17 protein-coding genes and 2 tRNA genes are annotated in these 17984 nt (G+C 38.4%); 8 read left to right on the plus strand and 11 right to left on the minus strand.

Going from position 1 to position 17984, the window contains the following annotated elements; genetic code table 11:
* Positions 1–132: 132 nt before the first annotated feature.
* From R2R28_RS28420 to trpD, 5 genes are all read right to left on the minus strand, one after another.
* Positions 133–774, minus strand: a complete 642-nt coding sequence (locus R2R28_RS28420; RefSeq protein WP_316829048.1) for an NAD(P)-dependent oxidoreductase — start codon at positions 772–774, stop codon at positions 133–135.
* 360 nt (positions 775–1134) lie between these two features.
* Positions 1135–1902, minus strand: coding sequence for a tryptophan synthase subunit alpha (gene trpA / locus R2R28_RS28425; RefSeq protein WP_316829049.1), 768 nt, complete (start codon positions 1900–1902; stop codon positions 1135–1137).
* Between the two features lie 75 nt (positions 1903–1977).
* Positions 1978–3159, minus strand: a complete 1182-nt coding sequence (trpB, locus tag R2R28_RS28430) for a tryptophan synthase subunit beta (RefSeq protein WP_086545523.1) — start codon at positions 3157–3159, stop codon at positions 1978–1980.
* A 79-nt stretch (positions 3160–3238) separates the two neighbouring features.
* Complete coding sequence (locus R2R28_RS28435; protein ID WP_316829050.1) at positions 3239–3871, minus strand: phosphoribosylanthranilate isomerase; 633 nt, start codon at positions 3869–3871, stop codon at positions 3239–3241.
* Entirely contained in the window at positions 3865–4854 is a 990-nt protein-coding gene (trpD, locus tag R2R28_RS28440) for an anthranilate phosphoribosyltransferase (protein WP_316829051.1), read from the minus strand. The genes R2R28_RS28435 and trpD overlap by 7 nt, the downstream gene beginning before the upstream one ends.
* A 776-nt stretch (positions 4855–5630) precedes the next feature.
* Between trpD and R2R28_RS28445 the strand changes: the two genes are divergently transcribed.
* Entirely contained in the window at positions 5631–6572 is a 942-nt protein-coding gene (locus R2R28_RS28445; RefSeq protein ID WP_316829052.1) for an ion channel, read from the plus strand.
* Between the two features lie 227 nt (positions 6573–6799).
* Here the strand turns inward: R2R28_RS28445 and R2R28_RS28450 are convergent, their stop codons facing one another.
* The 3 genes from R2R28_RS28450 to recR form a co-directional block, all read right to left on the minus strand.
* Positions 6800–7639 (minus strand): alpha/beta hydrolase, encoded by an 840-nt coding sequence (locus tag R2R28_RS28450; RefSeq protein WP_316829053.1) that lies wholly within the window; start codon positions 7637–7639, stop codon positions 6800–6802.
* Between the two features lie 197 nt (positions 7640–7836).
* Positions 7837–8655: an SDR family oxidoreductase gene (locus R2R28_RS28455; RefSeq protein ID WP_316829054.1), complete on the minus strand. Its 819-nt coding sequence runs from the start codon at positions 8653–8655 to the stop codon at positions 7837–7839.
* Between the two features lie 92 nt (positions 8656–8747).
* Positions 8748–9365 carry a recombination mediator RecR gene (gene recR, locus R2R28_RS28460; protein WP_316829055.1) on the minus strand — a complete coding sequence of 206 codons (618 nt, stop codon included), beginning with the start codon at positions 9363–9365 and terminating at the stop codon, positions 8748–8750.
* Positions 9366–9641: 276 nt separating this feature from the next.
* On the opposite strand from recR, the gene R2R28_RS28465 reads away from it, so the two are divergent.
* From R2R28_RS28465 to R2R28_RS28480, 4 genes are all read left to right on the plus strand, one after another.
* Positions 9642–11150, plus strand: a complete 1509-nt coding sequence (locus R2R28_RS28465) for a sodium:solute symporter (RefSeq protein WP_316829056.1) — start codon at positions 9642–9644, stop codon at positions 11148–11150.
* A 17-nt stretch (positions 11151–11167) separates the two neighbouring features.
* On the plus strand, positions 11168–11875 hold the full coding sequence (locus tag R2R28_RS28470) for a TIGR00730 family Rossman fold protein (RefSeq protein ID WP_113947029.1): 708 nt from the start codon (positions 11168–11170) through the stop codon (positions 11873–11875).
* A 149-nt stretch (positions 11876–12024) separates the two neighbouring features.
* Positions 12025–12528, plus strand: coding sequence for a hypothetical protein (locus tag R2R28_RS28475; protein ID WP_316829057.1), 504 nt, complete (start codon positions 12025–12027; stop codon positions 12526–12528).
* Positions 12529–12551: 23 nt separating this feature from the next.
* Positions 12552–13046 (plus strand): hypothetical protein, encoded by a 495-nt coding sequence (locus R2R28_RS28480; protein WP_316829058.1) that lies wholly within the window; start codon positions 12552–12554, stop codon positions 13044–13046.
* A gap of 254 nt (positions 13047–13300) precedes the next feature.
* Here R2R28_RS28480 and arsC read toward each other — a convergent pair whose 3' ends face one another.
* From arsC to R2R28_RS28495, 3 genes are all read right to left on the minus strand, one after another.
* Positions 13301–13645 (minus strand): arsenate reductase (glutaredoxin), encoded by a 345-nt coding sequence (gene arsC, locus R2R28_RS28485; RefSeq protein ID WP_316829059.1) that lies wholly within the window; start codon positions 13643–13645, stop codon positions 13301–13303.
* 12 nt (positions 13646–13657) lie between these two features.
* Positions 13658–14248 carry a DUF502 domain-containing protein gene (locus tag R2R28_RS28490; RefSeq protein ID WP_316829060.1) on the minus strand — a complete coding sequence of 197 codons (591 nt, stop codon included), beginning with the start codon at positions 14246–14248 and terminating at the stop codon, positions 13658–13660.
* 296 nt (positions 14249–14544) lie between these two features.
* Positions 14545–17004, minus strand: coding sequence for a bifunctional UDP-N-acetylmuramoyl-tripeptide:D-alanyl-D-alanine ligase/alanine racemase (locus tag R2R28_RS28495; protein ID WP_316829061.1), 2460 nt, complete (start codon positions 17002–17004; stop codon positions 14545–14547).
* A 61-nt stretch (positions 17005–17065) separates the two neighbouring features.
* Here R2R28_RS28495 and R2R28_RS28500 point away from each other — a divergent pair, with 61 nt between their 5' ends.
* From R2R28_RS28500 to R2R28_RS28510, 3 genes are all read left to right on the plus strand, one after another.
* Complete coding sequence (locus R2R28_RS28500) at positions 17066–17554, plus strand: regulatory protein RecX (protein ID WP_316829062.1); 489 nt, start codon at positions 17066–17068, stop codon at positions 17552–17554.
* Between the two features lie 94 nt (positions 17555–17648).
* Positions 17649–17724 (plus strand) — tRNA-Gly (locus R2R28_RS28505).
* Between the two features lie 69 nt (positions 17725–17793).
* A tRNA-Leu gene (locus R2R28_RS28510) sits at positions 17794–17877 on the plus strand.
* Positions 17878–17984 lie beyond the last annotated feature (107 nt).

Below are 17984 nucleotides of genomic sequence, written 5' to 3' on the forward strand. Positions count from 1 at the left end.
CCTTAGCATGAAAGATTGCTTCGTCGTTCCTCCTCGCAATGACGATGTAGATTAGAAAAGACTAATCAACAAGTCACAAAGAACACAAAGCATATAATACTTGGTGCCTTCGTGTCTTGGTGGTAAAACAACCTAGCTATTCCAAATAAACGGTGCCCGTTTTACAAAGGCCTCCTCCCCTAATTGTTCGATAATAAACTGAGCTAAATTAGAAGCATTAATCTGATCGCCATCACAATTGATCAAACTTGTTCCTACAGCCGTTTGTTCATCAGTTTGCATGATTAAAGGCAAACGAATCAAGGTCCAATCGAGATTACTTTCAGTTAACAGATCATATTCTTTCTGCCTATCGGCTGTAGAAACCGGATAGTTATCGTACATCCATTTGGTTGCAAATTGAGTCTTCGCATCCTTTTCATCAGCAGGCGTATCCACATTGATCCCCGTAATTACAATATACCGTTTCAGGTGAATAGCATCCATTGCTTTTAAAATATTAACTGTTGATTGCGTAAAGATTGTTTTTTCGCTGGCAGGTTGGCCCATACCGAGGGCACTGATTATCATATCGCAGCCCTGTATAAAAGAATGTACCGTTTCCGCATCTTTAACATCGCCGGTTATGATTTCCAGCGTAGAATGATTAACCAAAAGTTTTTCTGGATTTCTGACAAGGGCTTTTACCCTGAATTTTTGCGCCATTAGCGCTTTTAAAATATAAGCACCAGCTTTACCTGTAGCACCAATTAAAGCAATTTTTAAATCTTGCATGATGTTCTCTTTATAAAATTTTAGAAAATAATAGTTTAATCCCTGTTATCGGATGGATAAGGGAATTTCAGAACAAGGTTCTGTTAGGGGAATATTTTATAAAGAGATTTTAATGGCACTAAGCTACGGAAATTTCCGGTATTTAAATAACGATAGCTATCGGTGAAGTGCAGTGAAGATAAATATTCTTGTATGAAAGACCCTGAAACAAGTTCAGCGTGGCGAACCTCGAAAATAATCGTCATTGCGAGAAGGCTTTTTCAGCCGACGAAGCAATCTCACTAGCAGGATCACTAGCATGAAAGATTGCTTCGTCGTGCCTCCTCGCAAGGACGATGTATGGAAGAAAAAGAAAAAACGCTATCCCTTAAATTTCTTCATAAAGCTGCTCACACTTTCTTCCAAATTGCCCTCAGCGATGGCTTTAACGAAAGCGGTACCGATAATGGCTCCATTGGCATAAGAACAAGCTTTATCAAATGTCTGTTTATCACTGATCCCGAAACCAATCATGGTTGGGTTTTTCAGGTTCAGGTTTTTAATTCTGCTAAAATAAGCTTCGGTGGTATCGCCAACTTCGAGGTTTTTACCTGTAGTAGCCGATGAGGATAGCAAATAGATAAATCCATTGGTTAAACCATCAATTTTATGGATGCGTTCTTCAGCGGTTTGGGGCGTAATTAAAAATACATTGCTCAGGTTATGTTTTTCGAAACACTCCTGATAAAATTCCTCATACTCTACCATGGGCAGATCGGGAACAATACAGCCATCTACGCCTACTTCAGCACAGGCCTCACAAAATTTTTCTACACCAAACTGCAAAACAGGGTTTACATAGCCCATTAATAAAACCGGGATACTTACTTTTTTACGTAAATCTTTCAACTGTTCGAAAAGCAGTTTTAGTGTCATTCCCTGATCCAACGATTGTTTACTGCTCGCCTGAATTACCGGCCCATCAGCTACAGGATCCGAATAAGGGAAACCGATTTCGAGCATATCGGCACCCGATTTCTCCAATGCCTCTGCAATTTGCAAGGTATCGCCAGTATTTGGATAACCAGCGGTATAATAAATTGATAATATATTTTTCTTCTCCTGGAAGAGTTGTTTAATTCGGTTCATATACCCCAACCCCTAAAGGGGCTTTATTTAGTGTGAAAAAATTACCTCAAAAGTCCCCTTCAGGGGATTTAGGGGTTATAGATTAAAATATTTAATATAAGTATCCAGATCCTTGTCGCCACGACCTGAAAGGCAAACCACTACGTTTTCGCCACCTTTAAATTCCATTTTTTCTAAGTAAGCCAATGCATGTGCACTTTCAATCGCCGGAATAATCCCTTCCAATTGTGTACAAAGCAAACCTGCATCTAAACTTTCTTCATCAGTGATCGAAACATATTGTCCGCGGCCTGTTTTAAACAAATGTGCATGTTGCGGACCAATGCCCGGATAATCCAATCCAGCTGAAACCGAATGTGGTTCTACCACCTGTCCATCTTCCGTTTGCATTAAAATACTTCTGCTGCCATGTAAAACACCTTCTTTACCTAAGTAAGTGGTTGCGGCAGAAAATCCGCTAGATACTCCTTTACCGGCCGCTTCAACTGCAATGAGTTTAACATTTTCATCGTCCATAAAATGATAGAACATGCCCATGGCATTACTTCCACCACCTACGCAGGCCAAAACATAATCAGGCTGGTCGCTTCCGGTTTGTTCTAACAATTGTTTTTTGGTTTCTTCAGAGATAATGGATTGGAATATCGCCACCATATCAGGGTAAGGGTGTGGACCAACCACTGAACCTATAATGTAATGAGTATCAACCGGATTGTTGATCCAATCGCGCATCGCCTCATTAGTGGCATCTTTTAAGGTTTTACTTCCAGAACTCGCCGGAACCACCTTTGCACCCAACATTTTCATACGGGCCACATTCGGCGCCTGGCGCTCGATATCTACCTCTCCCATGTAAATTACACATTCGAGGTTACGCAAAGCACAAACCGTTGCGGTAGCTACACCATGCTGACCAGCACCTGTTTCGGCAATGATTCTCTTTTTGCCCAGTTTTTCGGCCAATAAAATCTGTCCTATGGTATTGTTAATTTTATGTGCACCGGTATGGTTTAAATCTTCTCTTTTCAGGAAAATATTAGCTCCGTAACGTTCCGAATACCTTTTGGCCAGGTATAAAGGCGAAGGACGACCAACGTAATCTTTTAACAACTGATGAAATTCCTTTTGAAAATCGGCATCATCAATAATCTTTAAATAGTTTTGACGCAATTCTTCTACGTTTGGATAAAGCATTTCGGGGATGTATGCGCCACCAAAATCTCCATAATATCCTTTTTCGTTTACTTTGTATTTCATAATATTTTTATCAACTAATCTGTCACATTGAGCTTGTCGAAATGCTATACTAAATTCCTTCGACAGGCTCAGGATGACATTATTTCGTGCTCATTTCCTTAATAAATTCTTTAATCTGCTCTACATCCTTTAAACCTGGCTCAATTTCAAATCTGCTATTGATGTCGATGGCAAATAAACGCTCATCTTGTATGTTTTTTATAGCTGTAGTATGTTCTAAATCAATTCCGCCGCTTAAAAAGTAAGGTTTGGAGTAAGTATAGTTGGCCAAAATAGGCCAATTAAATGTTTTTCCTGATCCCCCGTGGGCTTTTGTTTTGGTATCGAACAGAAAATAATCCGCTACGTTTAAATAAGGCTCCAAAGTTGAGAAATCAAAGTCTTCATCTATTCCAAATGATTTAATCACTTCTAATGAAGCGAAATCTGATTTTAGCGATTCGCAGAAGGCTGGCGATTCGTTACCATGTAGCTGAACGGCTTTCAACTTTAATAAAATAACTTTCTCTTTTACCTTTTCGAGTTCTTCATTTACAAAAACACCCACAGTTTTAATTTCTGAAGGAATATATTTAATCAATTCCGCTGAAACCTCGCTAATCAACCGGGGCGATTTCTCGTAAAAGATAAAACCCAGATAATCTGGTTGTAGTTCGGCAACCGCAGCAATATTGGCCGCTAACCGCATCCCGCAAACTTTTAACTTTAACATGCCAATAGGTTTTTAAAACTGTTTAATGCTTTTTTGCTCGTTAACGATTCTTCTGCTTCGTAAAAACAATCAGCAAAAGAAAGATCAGGTTTAATGGTTTTTATGGCCAGCGCCGAATTACACAATACCACATTATTTTGTATATCTGTAGCTTCGCCATTTAATACATCCATAAATATTTTGGCCGACGATTCTACTGTATCGCCACCTTTAATGGCATTGGTTTCAACCTTTTCAAAACCCATATCCTGAAGGGTTAAAATCTGTTCACCTTTATTCGAAAATGTCTTCACATCGCAGGTTAACGAAACCTCATCATAACCTTCAAGTGCATGTACAATGGTATAACTTTTATCGGTATCCTGATATAAATAAGCATACAAACGGGCCAGTTCGAGACTAAAAACACCCATCATCTGGTATTTTGGCCGTGATGGATTAACCATTGGCCCAAGCATATTGAAAAATGTTTTTACACCCAGTTCCTTACGGATTGGTGCTACGATTTTCATGGCAGGATTAAACAGTGGTGCATGTAAGAAACAAATCCCCGCAGCATCCAGGCTCCGTTTTAAGGCATCTTCATCATTGGTAAAAGTATAACCCAGATATTCCATCACATTAGAAGAGCCACAGCCCGAAGAAACGCCGTAATTACCATGTTTGGCCACCTGGTGACCTGCGCCAGCCACTACAAAAGAAGATAGCGTAGATATATTGAAGGTATCTTTTCCATCACCGCCGGTTCCGGCCAGATCGATTACTTCGAAACCAGAAAAATTAACTTGCTGGCACATTTCGAGCATGGCATCCCGAAAGCCCTGTAATTCCGCCACGGTGATATTACGCATGGCATAGGCTGTAATAAAAGCAGCAATCTGCGAAGAATTAAATGCTCCTTCTGAAATTGAAATAAGGATATTTTTTGCCTCTTCCCTGCTAAAACTTTTGTTCTCGAATAAATGGTTTAATATTTTTTTCATGTTTATTGCTCAATCTTATTTAACCACAGAACACGGGTACACACAGATTTTATCCGTGTTCATCTTTTTTATCTGTGGTTCATTTCTCATTCTTTTATTTTACGCCATGGTTTATGTCTCCACAAACCATTTATCTTCTTCCGTTTCGTGGAGACACGAACCGGGGCGTCGATATTACGCCTACTTGTTTATCGCTCAATCTTATTTAACCACAGAGAACACGGATATACACAGATTTTATCCGTGTTCATCTTTTTTATCCGTGGTTCATTTCTCATTCTTTTATTTTACGCCATGGTTTGTGTCTCCACAAACCATTTATCTTCTTCCGTTTCGTGGAGACACGAACCGGGGCGTCGATATTACGCCTACTTGTTTATCGCTCAATCTTATTTAACCACAGATGAACACGGGTACACACAGATTTTATCCCTGTTCATCTTTTTTATCTGTGGTTCATTTCTCATGCTTTTATTTTACGCCATGAATTTGTGTCTCCACAAACCATTTATCTTCTTCCGTATTAATATACTCTTGCTCCTTAACCACCCCGTCCTTCGCCCCCCTCCACGGGAGGAGAAGGCAAAAAAAAAGGATTGCTTTTTGGGCAATCCTTTTCATTGTGTTTAAAATATTTTAAAATATATAACAATAGAATTTGCCTAACGAATTTCGTTATGCCACCACCAATTGTTATTTAAGTTTTTAATTATCATGTTTGTATAAAGCAAATATTGATATAGTTTTTTAATATTCCAAAATCTTTCTAAAAATATATGTCTTTCTTCAAAAGAAAAGTACAGTTTAATGATGATTTCGGTTTCGGATCCAATCCGGTAACCAAAAATCAGCGCATGCTCAATCCCGATGGATCAGCAAATATAGAGCGTACAGGCCTACCCTGGTTTAAGTTTGATGATACCTATACCCGCCTGGTAACCATGAGCTGGACTAGGTTTTTCTTTGTCATACTCGTTACTTATATGGCTGTAAATACCTTATTTGCTGTTTTATACAATGTTGTTGGAATAGAAAATTTGGATGGTGCCAAAGGTGTAACCCTACGAGATCAGTTTTTTGATGCCTTTTTCTTTTCGGCCCAAACCATTTCTACAGTTGGCTATGGCCATATTTCACCTCAGGGTTTTATTACCAGTATCTTGGCTGCTTTCGAAAGTATGTTGGGATTACTGGCTTTCGCATTGGCTACCGGTTTATTGTATGGTCGTTTTAGTAGACCTACCTCTAAAGTGAGTTTCAGTAAAAAAATGGTGATAGCCCCTTACGAAAAAGGCCATGGTTTGATGTGCCGTTTGGTTAATTTACGCAGAAATCAACTTATTGAAGTAGAAGTACAGATGGTAATGTCGTACAACGAAACCGTAGATGGCAAACATGTGAGAAGGTTTTACCCACTGGCATTAGAGCGCGATAAAATTGGCATCTTATCCTTAAACTGGACGCTGGTACACGCCATTACAGAAGAAAGCCCCTTTTATGAGAAATCCTTAACCGAGCTGCAACATGCCGAAGTAGAAGTTTTTGTGATCCTTAAAGCTTTTGATGATACTTTTTCGCAGACAATCCATACCAGAACGAGTTATCAGGATGAGGAAATTGAAATGGACGCCAAGTTTGAGAAAATGTATTACCACAATGAGGAAGGTAAAATGGTGATGGATTATAGTAAACTGGATAAGGTTACAAGGACGGTGTAAGTTTCTTCTTTCGTATGTTAAAGTTGTTTTGTTTTTGGAAAGCAATTGCTTGCTAATCGGTTAAGACAATCCCGCCATATGCTTTATCCCGATTGAAGGAATCGGGATGCTCGCTGCTGTCGGGTTTATTAAACCTGGGTCGCTGCAATAAAAATACTATCGACTTAATTGCATGCTCTCCAGAGTTGTCAACTTGAATAGCAAGTAGGCTAGAAAGTTGACAACTCTTATAAGGATTTCTTTTGTATAAACCCCACAATATCCTGATACAAATCATTCCCACCAAAAATCATCTGACTGATCATTGGCACATGGCTTTTGCCTTTAATCTCCTTTATTACTACAGGAACATTGTTGGCTTTAAGTTTTTCGTATAACCTTGGTGTCTGCAATTTAATGGCACCGTAAGTTTTGCTTCCATAAAAGAGTAAATGCGGATTTTTGATATTATTGACGTAATCCAATGGCGAAGCCACTTTCCAAACGGCAGGCTGATCGGTAAAAGTTCTGATGAAGTCGAAATAAAAATGATCTTTTTCGGCGGTGGTTAAATATTCTTTCATATCCAACCCAAAAGGATCGTTTAAGATCACCCCTTTAATTGGATTTTTAATGCCAGCCTTTTTAAAATATTTAGGATCTGCATTAATCAGTTCGCCGAGATGTGCCCCTGCCGAGTGTCCCATTACAAAAATCTTATCTGCACTTGCCGTATAATCTGTAATATGCTCCTTAACCCATTTTACAGCCAAAGCACAATCATCGCCCATTTTTTCATACTGAACATTTGGCGCCAAACGGTAATTGATGATTACGGTAACCACTCCTTTCCGTGCAAAGTTTCTACCCAGCCACCAATACGTTTCTTTTTTGCCACTGCTCCAAGAACCTCCATGAATAAAGATCAGAACAGGTTTGTCTTTTAAACTATCGTTTTTATAAAAAATATTCAGCGTATTGGCCACATCAGCATTTCCAGCATAATTTATATTTTTAACTTTTTTAACCTGCGCAGAAGAAAGTATCGTTTGAAATAAGAGCATTAATAAAATAAGGGATTTGTACATAAAAACGGTTTATCATCTCAACACTAAATAAACGAAAATGTTGTAAGCGTGGATTTTTTGAGGAGTATCGGGAAGAGAGTATAAAGTATCAAGATGCGAGTATCAAGTATCGAGACATGATTCATCCAGCGCTAAACCCTAACCGCTAACCAATTAACCCTATGCCTTAAACCTTCCACCTTTATACCCTAAGCCTTCTACCCTTTTATCAATGGATTTTTCTCTTTTGCAAATAAATCAAAAACCTTTTTATCTACAAAAGCCGGGAAAAGTTTATTCATCCATACGGCTAATTTCCCTTGTCCGGTCATGATTAAGGTACGTTTACGCTTTTCGATACCATCAGCGATAATGCTTGCTACTTCTTCCGAGGTCATCATTTTGCCTTCATCCATGCTCGTTTCGCCATGTGCGGCACCATCTTTTGATAAGGCGGTTACACGGATGTTCGAGGCAGTAAAACCAGGACAGGCCAATAAAACGTTCACACCGGTTTTTAGCAGTTCAGTACGTAAAGATTCCATAAAACCATTCATCGCAAATTTAGAGGCCGAATAACCTGTTCTGCCCGGTAAACCACGGTAACCCGCAATAGATGAAATGCCCACAACGGTTCCTTTGGTTTTCAAAATCTCGGGCAAGGCATATTTGGTACAATACACCGTTCCCCAAAAGTTCACATCCATCAGGTTTTTAAGCACCGATAAATCCAGATCGTTAAACAGGGCACGCATCGATAATCCGGCATTATTTACCAGGATATCTATCTTTTGAAAGGAAACCAATGCTTGTTTAATAATCAGTTCGCAATCTGCCTCTTTACTTACATCTGCCTGAACGGCCACCGCCCTGATGCCGTATTTATTTTCCAGATCTGCAGTAATTTCGCAAAGGGTTACATATTGGCGGGCAGCTAAAACCAGATTGGCGCCACGTTTTGCAAATTCTTCGGCACAGGCTTTTCCAATTCCGCTTGATGCCCCGGTGATGATGATTACTTTATTTTTTAGGTTCATTTGTAGTAGCAAGATTTGAGTAGCAAGTATAAAGACTGGATACTGCTTTTATTTTTTATATTAATGTAATTTGACAAAAAAACGCTTTACTATTATTTCATCATTGCGGTTTCGTATGGCACACGGGTAATGATGGATCTGCCCAGCGTAATTTCATCTGTATACTCCAGTTCTCCACCAAATGCAATACCTCTGGCAATGGTTGTTACGGGCACGTTAAATTCCTTTAACCTTTTGTACAGGTAAAACAAAGTGGTATCGCCCTCCATATTCGGACTTAAGGCCAAAATTACTTCTTTAATACCTCCCTGGGTCATTCGTGCAACCAATCCATCAATAAACAAATCGGAAGGTCCAACACCATCCATCGGGGAAATTAATCCACCCAAAACATGGTACACCCCGAAATATTGTCCGGTATTTTCAATCGCCATTACATCGCGGGTATCTTCTACCACACAAATGGTTTCTTTATCCCGTTTTATTGAAGTGCAGATTTCGCATACGGTATAATCAGATATATTATGGCAGGTAGTACAGTGTTTAATCTGCTGTTTTAATTTGATAAAGGTATTGCCAAACTGGTTTACCTCTTCCTGCTCCTTGTTTAAAAGATGTAAAACCAAACGTAAAGCCGTTTTTTGCCCTACACCAGGAAGTTTTGAGAATTCGTTTACCGCATCTTCTAGCAGTTTGGATGAAAAATTCATATTGCAAAAATAGGTAAAATGGTTTGTTAGTTCAATAGATTGGCCAATAGTTTAATGGTTGATCGTTCATAGCCGTTGGTTCAATAACCTGTATGCTTAGCTCACTATGCTTATGCTTGCCGACCATCAACTGTTAACCATCAGCCATCACCAAATAGTTAACTGCGAACTGCTTCATAATTTATAATCGCTTTGACTCCGGACTTCCGACTTCGGACTTAATGTATTGCTTGATTTGATACTTTTCTTTACATTTATCAGCTTAACACAAAATCTATGTCCCCAACCATTCTCTTATGTTTCCTGATCGGTTATTTTTTACTGCTGATCATTATTTCATTTGTAACCTCAAAAAACTCATCCGATAACGCTACTTTTTTTGTTGCCAACCGGAATTCTAAATGGTACCTGGTTGCTTTTGGCATGATTGGAACAGCACTTTCTGGTGTAACCTTTATATCGGTACCAGGTGAAGTTGGCGCACCCAGCGGTAACCAGTTTCAGTATTTTCAGTTCGTTTTAGGCAATGCCGTCGGCTTTATCATCATTGCCACGGTTTTACTTCCACTTTATTACCGGATGAACCTCACTTCTATTTATAGCTATATTGAGAAGCGATTAGGTCATTACAGCTACAAAACTGCCGCATCAATATTTTTATTGAGCCGTACACTGGGTTCAGCCACGAGGTTGTATTTAGTGGTAATTGTTTTACAGCGTTTTATCTTTGATAATTATGGCATTCCGTTCTGGCTAACGGTATTAATTTCGCTGGCACTGATCTGGTCATATACTTTTAAAGGCGGTTTAAAAACCATTATTATTACCGATACTTTGCAAACGTTTTTCCTCGTATTATCAGTGTTCCTTACCATTTATTTCATCTGCAATAGTTTAAATTTCAATATCCCACAGGCATTTGAAACGGTAAAAAATAGCAGTTATTCGAAAATATTCTTTTTAGATGATTTCCTCACCAACAAGTTCTATTTCAGTAAACAATTTATCGGTGGTATTTTTGTAACCATTGCCATGACAGGTTTAGACCAGGATTTGATGCAGAAAAACCTGAGTATGGGCACCATTAAAGAAGCGCAGAAAAACATGTTTACGTTTACTGGAGTTTTTGTGATCCTAAATGTTTTTTTCTTAAGCGTAGGCGCATTATTGTACATTTTTGCAGCGAAAAACGGCATCGATATCCCTTTGGATCACATTACCGGAAAACCAAGGACCGATTTATTATTTCCTGAAATTGCTTTAAATAACCTGGGGGCGATACCAGCCATTATATTTATGCTCGGACTTACTGCAGCCACTTTTGCCACCACCGATTCGGCATTAACCGCTTTAACCACTTCGTTTTGTGTCGACTTTTTAGGGATGGATAAAGCAGAAAATGTAAATGCTAAAGACGCGGTTAAAAAACGCCACACCGTACACGTTGCATTTTCTATTTTAATGTTTTTAGTGATTATTGTTATTAATGCCCTAAATAGTTCATCAGTGGTAAGCTTAATTTTCACTATTGCCTCTTACACCTATGGACCGCTTTTAGGACTGTACAGTTTTGGATTATTTGTAAAAAAACGCGGACTTCATGATAAATTAGTGCCGATAGTTTGCTTATTATCACCTTTTTTATGTTACTTGCTTGCAACGAACTCGACCAAATTATTTGGAGGTTACGTTTTTAGTGTTGAACTGATTTTAATTAACGGTTTAATCACATTTATAGGCTTATTGTTCATCAGCAAAAAAACTGATGCACAAACCAGATTTTAATATTAGAATAACAGTATATGACGAGTGAAGAAAAAATTAGAAGTGCTTTTGAAAACAAAGACTGGCAGGAAATTAAAGTAACGGATTCCTGGCAAATTTTTAAAATCATGGCCGAATTTGTAGACGGCTTTGAAAAACTGGCTAAAATTGGCCCTTGTGTTACCATTTATGGGTCTGCCCGTACGCCTCAAACACATAGATATTATCAATTGGCAGAACAATGTGGTAAATTATTAACCGATCGCGGTTATGGTGTAATTACAGGCGGTGGCCCGGGTATTATGGAAGCCGGTAATAAAGGTGCCCATACCAACGGTGGTAAATCAGTAGGTTTAAATATCGAATTGCCTTTTGAGCAGTTCCACAATAAATACATTGATCATAATAAATTACTGGAGTTTGATTACTTTTTTGTGCGCAAAGTAATGTTTATGAAATACAGTCAGGGATTTGTGGTGTTACCAGGCGGTTTCGGTACCATGGATGAGCTTTTCGAAGCTTTAACCCTCATCCAAACTGGTAAAATTGCACGTTTCCCTATTGTATTGGTTGGGGTGGATTATTGGGGTGGATTAATCGACTGGATTAAAGGAACGATGTTACAAAAAGAGCACAATATCCACGAAGAAGATCTAAACCTTTTCAGATTGGTTGATACTGCCGAAGAAGCTGCTGAACACATTTTCCGTTTCTACGATAAATATGTACTTAAACCGAATTTCTAACTGGTTCAATAGTTTATTTGCCATTGGTTTATGAGTAGTCTTAACTGAAAACTGATAATTGCCAACTGAAAAAGTGCTTACAAACAATAAGCACTTTTTTTATTGTAACATCTGAAAGAAACTGTTATCTAAAATAAAACGCAATTGATATGTCGAAATTTATTAACTGGAAAAGCGATTGGCTTAGCGGAAATTTTCAGCTCTTTGCAGATGGTGTTCAGAAAGGGATGATCACTTTTAGCACCTGGAGAAGCGATGCAGAAAGTATGTTCGAAGATAAAAACTATCAATTCGTAAACGAGGGTGTCTGGCAATCAAGAACAAAAGTTATCGATAGAAAAACAAATGAGGTGGTTGCGGTAATTAATTACGACAGTTGGAAATCGAAAGCACTGATCAGTTTAAAATCCGGCGAACAATACGAATGGAAATCGACGGGCATTTGGAAAGCACAGTTTACGGTGAGTAATTATAAAGATGAGCATATTATGTACAGCTCAAGTAGCAATGCCGGAGCCATTTCGTCTGATTCGGACAATGAAATGTTGATTATTGCAGGCCTGTTTATTAAACAGATTTACAACAAACGTGCGGTTTTACTTATTGCTTGCATTATGCCAATTATAACAATATCAATTAACCGTCATCATTAGTAATCATTAAATCCTTTTGTGAGATGGAACAGGTATTAAATTGGAGAAAAGGTTTGTTTGATAGCAATTATCAGGTAATCAATAACGGTTACTTAAAATTCTCGTTGAATTTTGGTTCATGGAAAAATTCTGCAATTGCCACTACACAGAAGGGTATTTATTTGTTAAAAAGTGAAGGTTTTTCTAAGCCAGAAACTAAAATTATAGATAACAAAAACACCGTTTTAGCCGTCATTACTTACGATTGGCTGGGCTTTAAAGCCAGAATCGTATTTGCCAATGGCGAAACTTTCGATTGGAGCTATCAAAATAGCTGGCTAAGCCGCTGGTCGTTAAATAACCATAAAGATAAACAGATTCTTTTTAATGCTTCAGCGGGGAGTGGGTTAATCCATAGCAATGTTGATGATGACATGCTGGTTTTATCGGGGCTTTTTATTAGGGAGTATTATTCAAGGATCCTTTTTGGGTTCATCATTATTGTACTTATCATGCTTAGTTTCAAAAGCATTTTTTAGGTCGCTTTCAAGGAATTTCCAGTCCTGCTGTACATTCCAGTCCTTTGGTCACTTACCTTTCAAAAAATTTATCGAGAACCAAAAGGGATTTCCATTTCCATCAGGGCTATGGTGTGCAAACAGTAATCTCAATCTATTGAAAGATGCTGATCGCGAATGTTCGGAACAGCATGACGATATTTCGAGAGGTTTAAGAAGTCCACCCCTAAACTTCCGAAGTCTTCCCTGGTTTCTTCCCTTTCAAACTTCTGAAGTTAGCTTAAAATCTCTCTAATCTTTTCCATTGGTCTGGCAATTACAGCTTTGTTTTCAGATATAATGATCGGTCTTTCAATTAAAATCGGATGTGCAATCATCACATCAAGCCATTCATCATCACTTAAGTTTTTTCCTTTATAATTTTCGGCAAAAACTTTTTCGCCTTTACGAATCAGTTCTAAAGGTTTGATGCCCAGTTTAGCAATAATTTCTTTGAGGGCTGTTTTATCCGGTGGTGTTTCGAGGTAATAAACCACTTCGAAATCTTTTCCACTTTTTTGCAATTCCTCTAAAGCACAACGGCTTTTAGTACAACGGTTATTATGATAAATTGTAATCATCCGGAAAAATTTTTAAAGTCCGCTCACCCCTCCGCTCACAACCAATTTCATGGCATCGGCAGCAGTCATGTTTAAATCGGCTACTTTTTCTCTTTTCACAATACAAAGCTGACCGGCAAAAGAATAAGAAAGCGGAAAATACACGGCTACTTCGTCCGGCAGATCGAGTTTATGCAAATCATTCTGTGTTAAAAAGCCAATTTTTTTTAAGCCTCCCTCCACTTCAACAAGTACGGGATGGTTAAATTTCTTTTCATCGCCAACAAATGCTTCCGTTAGGTCTTTAATTGATGAGTAAATAAAATTTAGTAAAGGCAACCTTTGCATCATCCGCTGAAACCAGTTGTACATCGGTTCCGTAACCAAATTGGTTACAAAAATGCCGGCAAGCAAAATGATGGTCAAAACCGTTAATAAACCAAGGCCTGGTATGTTACGGCTTTCGCCTGTATTTGGGTTTACGCCCAAAATATTATTTACATTTAACCAGCTATCAACCGTTGTAACTGCCCAAACCACAATAAAAATACTCACGGCAATGGGTACAACAATTAATAAACCTTTAATTAAATAGTTTAAAATGGCTTTCCCGACTTTGTTCATGGTGCAAAAATAACATTTTTTTTAAGCATTGGTTCACTAGTCATTGGTTCATTTGTGCGGAAAGTTCAATAGTTTATTCGTCATTGGTTCATTTGTACTGGGTGCATAACCTAGCGGCTGGTTGTATTAGAATCGTTCATTTGCCATTAGCTCATTTTTACTGGGTTCTTATTGAAGCTATAGGTGTTACAATTGTTGATAAGCAAATTCGCCAAAAGCTTATTATGCATATTTTTAACATATGTGTACCTAAGCAAATTGCCAATTAATGACCAATGAACAACTGAACCAATAAACTATTCATAAAAATAAACCCGTTTTACCCTTTGCGAGATATTCGTCAAAATTTCATAAGGAATGGTATTGATATCTTTTGCAAGTTGCATAATGGTATGTTCCTGATTAAAAACAATGGCTTCATCCCCGGGTTTTACATCAATACCGGTAACATCCAACATGGTCATATCCATACAGATGGAACCGATTACCGGCACCAAATGGCCATTAACCAACATTTTACCTACACCATTTCCAAAATACCTGGTATAACCATCTGCGTAGCCAATTTTTACGGTCGCTATTTTTCCGCCCTTAAGCATGATGCCTTTCCTGCTGTAACCTACAGTTTCGCCAGCATCGAGGTTTTTCACCTGTGTAACGGTTGTTTTAAGTACCATTACGGTCTGTAAACCGCGGTTATTGGTTAAAGCAGAATCAAAGCCATATAAACCTATTCCTAAACGTACCATATCCATCTGGGCATCGGGCCAGCGCGAAATACCGGAGGTATTGGCGATATGAAGTAATGGCTTATAGCCTAAAACGTTAAGCAATTGATCAGCTATGATTTTAAATTTATCGATTTGTTGCTGTGTAAATCCATCATGCTCTGCAGCATCACTTGCCACTAAATGAGAAAAAATACTTTGCACTTTTACTCTTGCCGAATCTTTTAATAAAAGAGACAGGGTATCCATTTCCGGCTGATCAAAACCTAAACGGTGCATGCCACTATCAATTTTAATGTGGATCGGATAATCGAAATCATAATCAGATAGCGCATTTAAAAAGCTATTCAGGATTTCGACACTATAAATTTCGGGCTCGAGCCTGTGTTTAATAATGGCTTCGAAAGCAGATTCTTCGGGGCTCATGACCATAATAGGCAGCGTAATTCCGGCTTTGCGAAGTGCAATACCTTCATCGGCATAGGCTACCGCCAGATAATCTACTTTGTGAAACTGCAATAAATTGGCAATTTCAAAACTACCGCTTCCATATGAAAAGGCTTTAACCATGGCCATGATTTTAACGCCTGGTTTAACTTTAGAACGGTAAAATTGCAGGTTACCCACCATGGCGTTCAGGTCGATTTCTAAAACGGTATCGTGTATTTTTTGCGTGAGCAGTTTACTAATCCGCCCAAATTCAAAACGCCTGGCGCCTTTTACCAATATGGTTTCGTGGTTAAACTGTAAACCAGGAAAAGCTTCGATAAAAGCGTTTGTATCGTCGAAAAACAGGGTTTCAAACTTAAAAAGATCAGCAAAATGCGAAATATGTGTTCCAATACCGATTAACCGGTTTATCTTTTTTTGTGAAAGAAGCTCTGCTATTTCGGTATATAATTCCAGGTCACCCCTACCCGTTTCAAATAATTCTGACAGGATAACGGTTTTCTTTGGGTGTTGGTTTTGCTGGTTTAAAAAATCGAGTGCAATGGCCAATGAAGAGATATCAGCACTATAAGAATCGTCGATAATGGAACATTGGTTGATGCCGTTTTTCAGTTCCAGGCGCATGCTTACATGACTCAGTTTTTCTAAACGTAAATCGGCCTGTTCAGGTGTATAACCCAAAGCCAGTAAAGTTGCCCAGCAGATCATTCCATTTTCAATTGAGGCTTTATCTTTAAAAGGCAGCATACATTCTATTTCTGCATCCTGATAAATGGCCCGCAAATAACAATTCCCTTCAATGGGTTCGATTGTGGTGATTTGTAAATCGGCTACCTGTTTACTGCTCCAGCTAAATTTTTTCTTGCCGGGTAAATCTTTAATACTTAGTTCAGTGATATACTCAGGCGAGTAAATCAATAGATCTGAATCTTTAAAAAGTTTCAGCTTTTCGGTCAGTTTTTCTTTTTTAGAGCTGAATCCTTCGGCATGGGCTTCTCCGATATTGGTTAATATCCCAATTTCAGGCTGGATAATTTCGGCCAGGCGTTGCATTTCATCAACAGCAGAAATACCCGCTTCGAATATCCCCAGTGTATCATCAGCCTCAATCTGCCAAACGGAAAGCGGCACCCCAATTTGCGAATTATAACTTTTAGGGCTTTTAACAATATTAAAATCGGCAGCTAAAAGTTGATAAAGCCATTCTTTTACAATTGTTTTTCCATTACTCCCCGTAATGCCAATGGTGTTAAGGTCAAATTGATTGCGGTGATAAATTGTGAGTTGCTGTAGGGCAGCTAAAGCATCATTAACGAGTAAAAAATTACAATCAGCGTATTGATGTATGTATTTAGCCTCTGTAATTACAAAATTACGGATATCCTTTGTATAAGCATCTTTGATAAATTCATGTCCGTCGCGGTGCGATTGCAAAGCAAAAAACACAGAATTTTCTGGCACTAAAACCGACCGGCTATCAATTACCAGGTATTGAATAATCACCTCTCCATCAACTAATTTGGCATCGGCATTTAAAATTTTGGCTATTTTGGCTAGGGTATATATAGGGTTTTGCATGCTATTATATTCAGAAAAATACGGTAATCGCTTTTATTTTTACGAATTTCAGTAAATAATTATGAAAAGCGGTAAACAAGAGGCAGTAATATTAGATAAAAAACAAGCTTTGGCCAAAGCAGAAAGTTTTTGCGTTTATCAGGAGCGCTCACAAAAGGAAGTGCGTTATAAACTGGTAGAATGGGGCATGCGCGGCGATGAACTGGAAGAAATTATCAGTGAACTGATTGTAAACAATTTTTTGAACGAAGAAAGGTTTGCCAAAAGCTATGCATCGGGCAAATTCAACATCAAACACTGGGGCCGGGTTAAAATTAAACAGGGTTTAAAATTGAAAGGTGTGCCGGATAAAATTTTGCAAAAAGCAATTTACAGCATCGATGATGATGATTATTTGTTAGCGATAGAAAAATTAGCGGCTAAAAAAGCAGAAAGTTTAAGCGAAAATGATCCGTTTAAAAGAAAAAACAGGCTGATGAGCTACCTTCAGGCAAAAGGTTTTGAAACTGATTTAATTTTACTTGTACTGAAAGCCAGCAATTTAAATTAAATATTAAATTTTTAACAAGAAATCCCTTGACAGAAATATAAATCTGCCTATATTTGCATCACCAAAACGAAACAACAACATCAGTTTTGTAAATGCGAAAGTAGCTCAGTTGGTAGAGCACGACCTTGCCAAGGTCGGGGTCGCGAGTTCGAATCTCGTCTTTCGCTCCAAAATGCCTTCCTACCAGAAGGCATTTATTTTAAAGTTAACCAAGCCGATGGAGATCGGCAGCGGCTAATGCTCGGGTGGTGGAACTGGTAGACACGCAGGACTTAAAATCCTGTGCTTTCAAAGGCGTGCGGGTTCGATTCCCGCCCCGAGTACAACAAAAAAAATCGAACAAAAAGCCATCAGATGATGGCTTTTTTGTTTATAAAACAGAATTAAATATATACAGGTCAATCGCTGATCTCCTAAACTTCAACATTAC

The organism is Pedobacter miscanthi, from assembly GCF_032678605.1.
Classification (GTDB): Bacteria; Bacteroidota; Bacteroidia; order Sphingobacteriales; family Sphingobacteriaceae; genus Pedobacter; species Pedobacter miscanthi_A.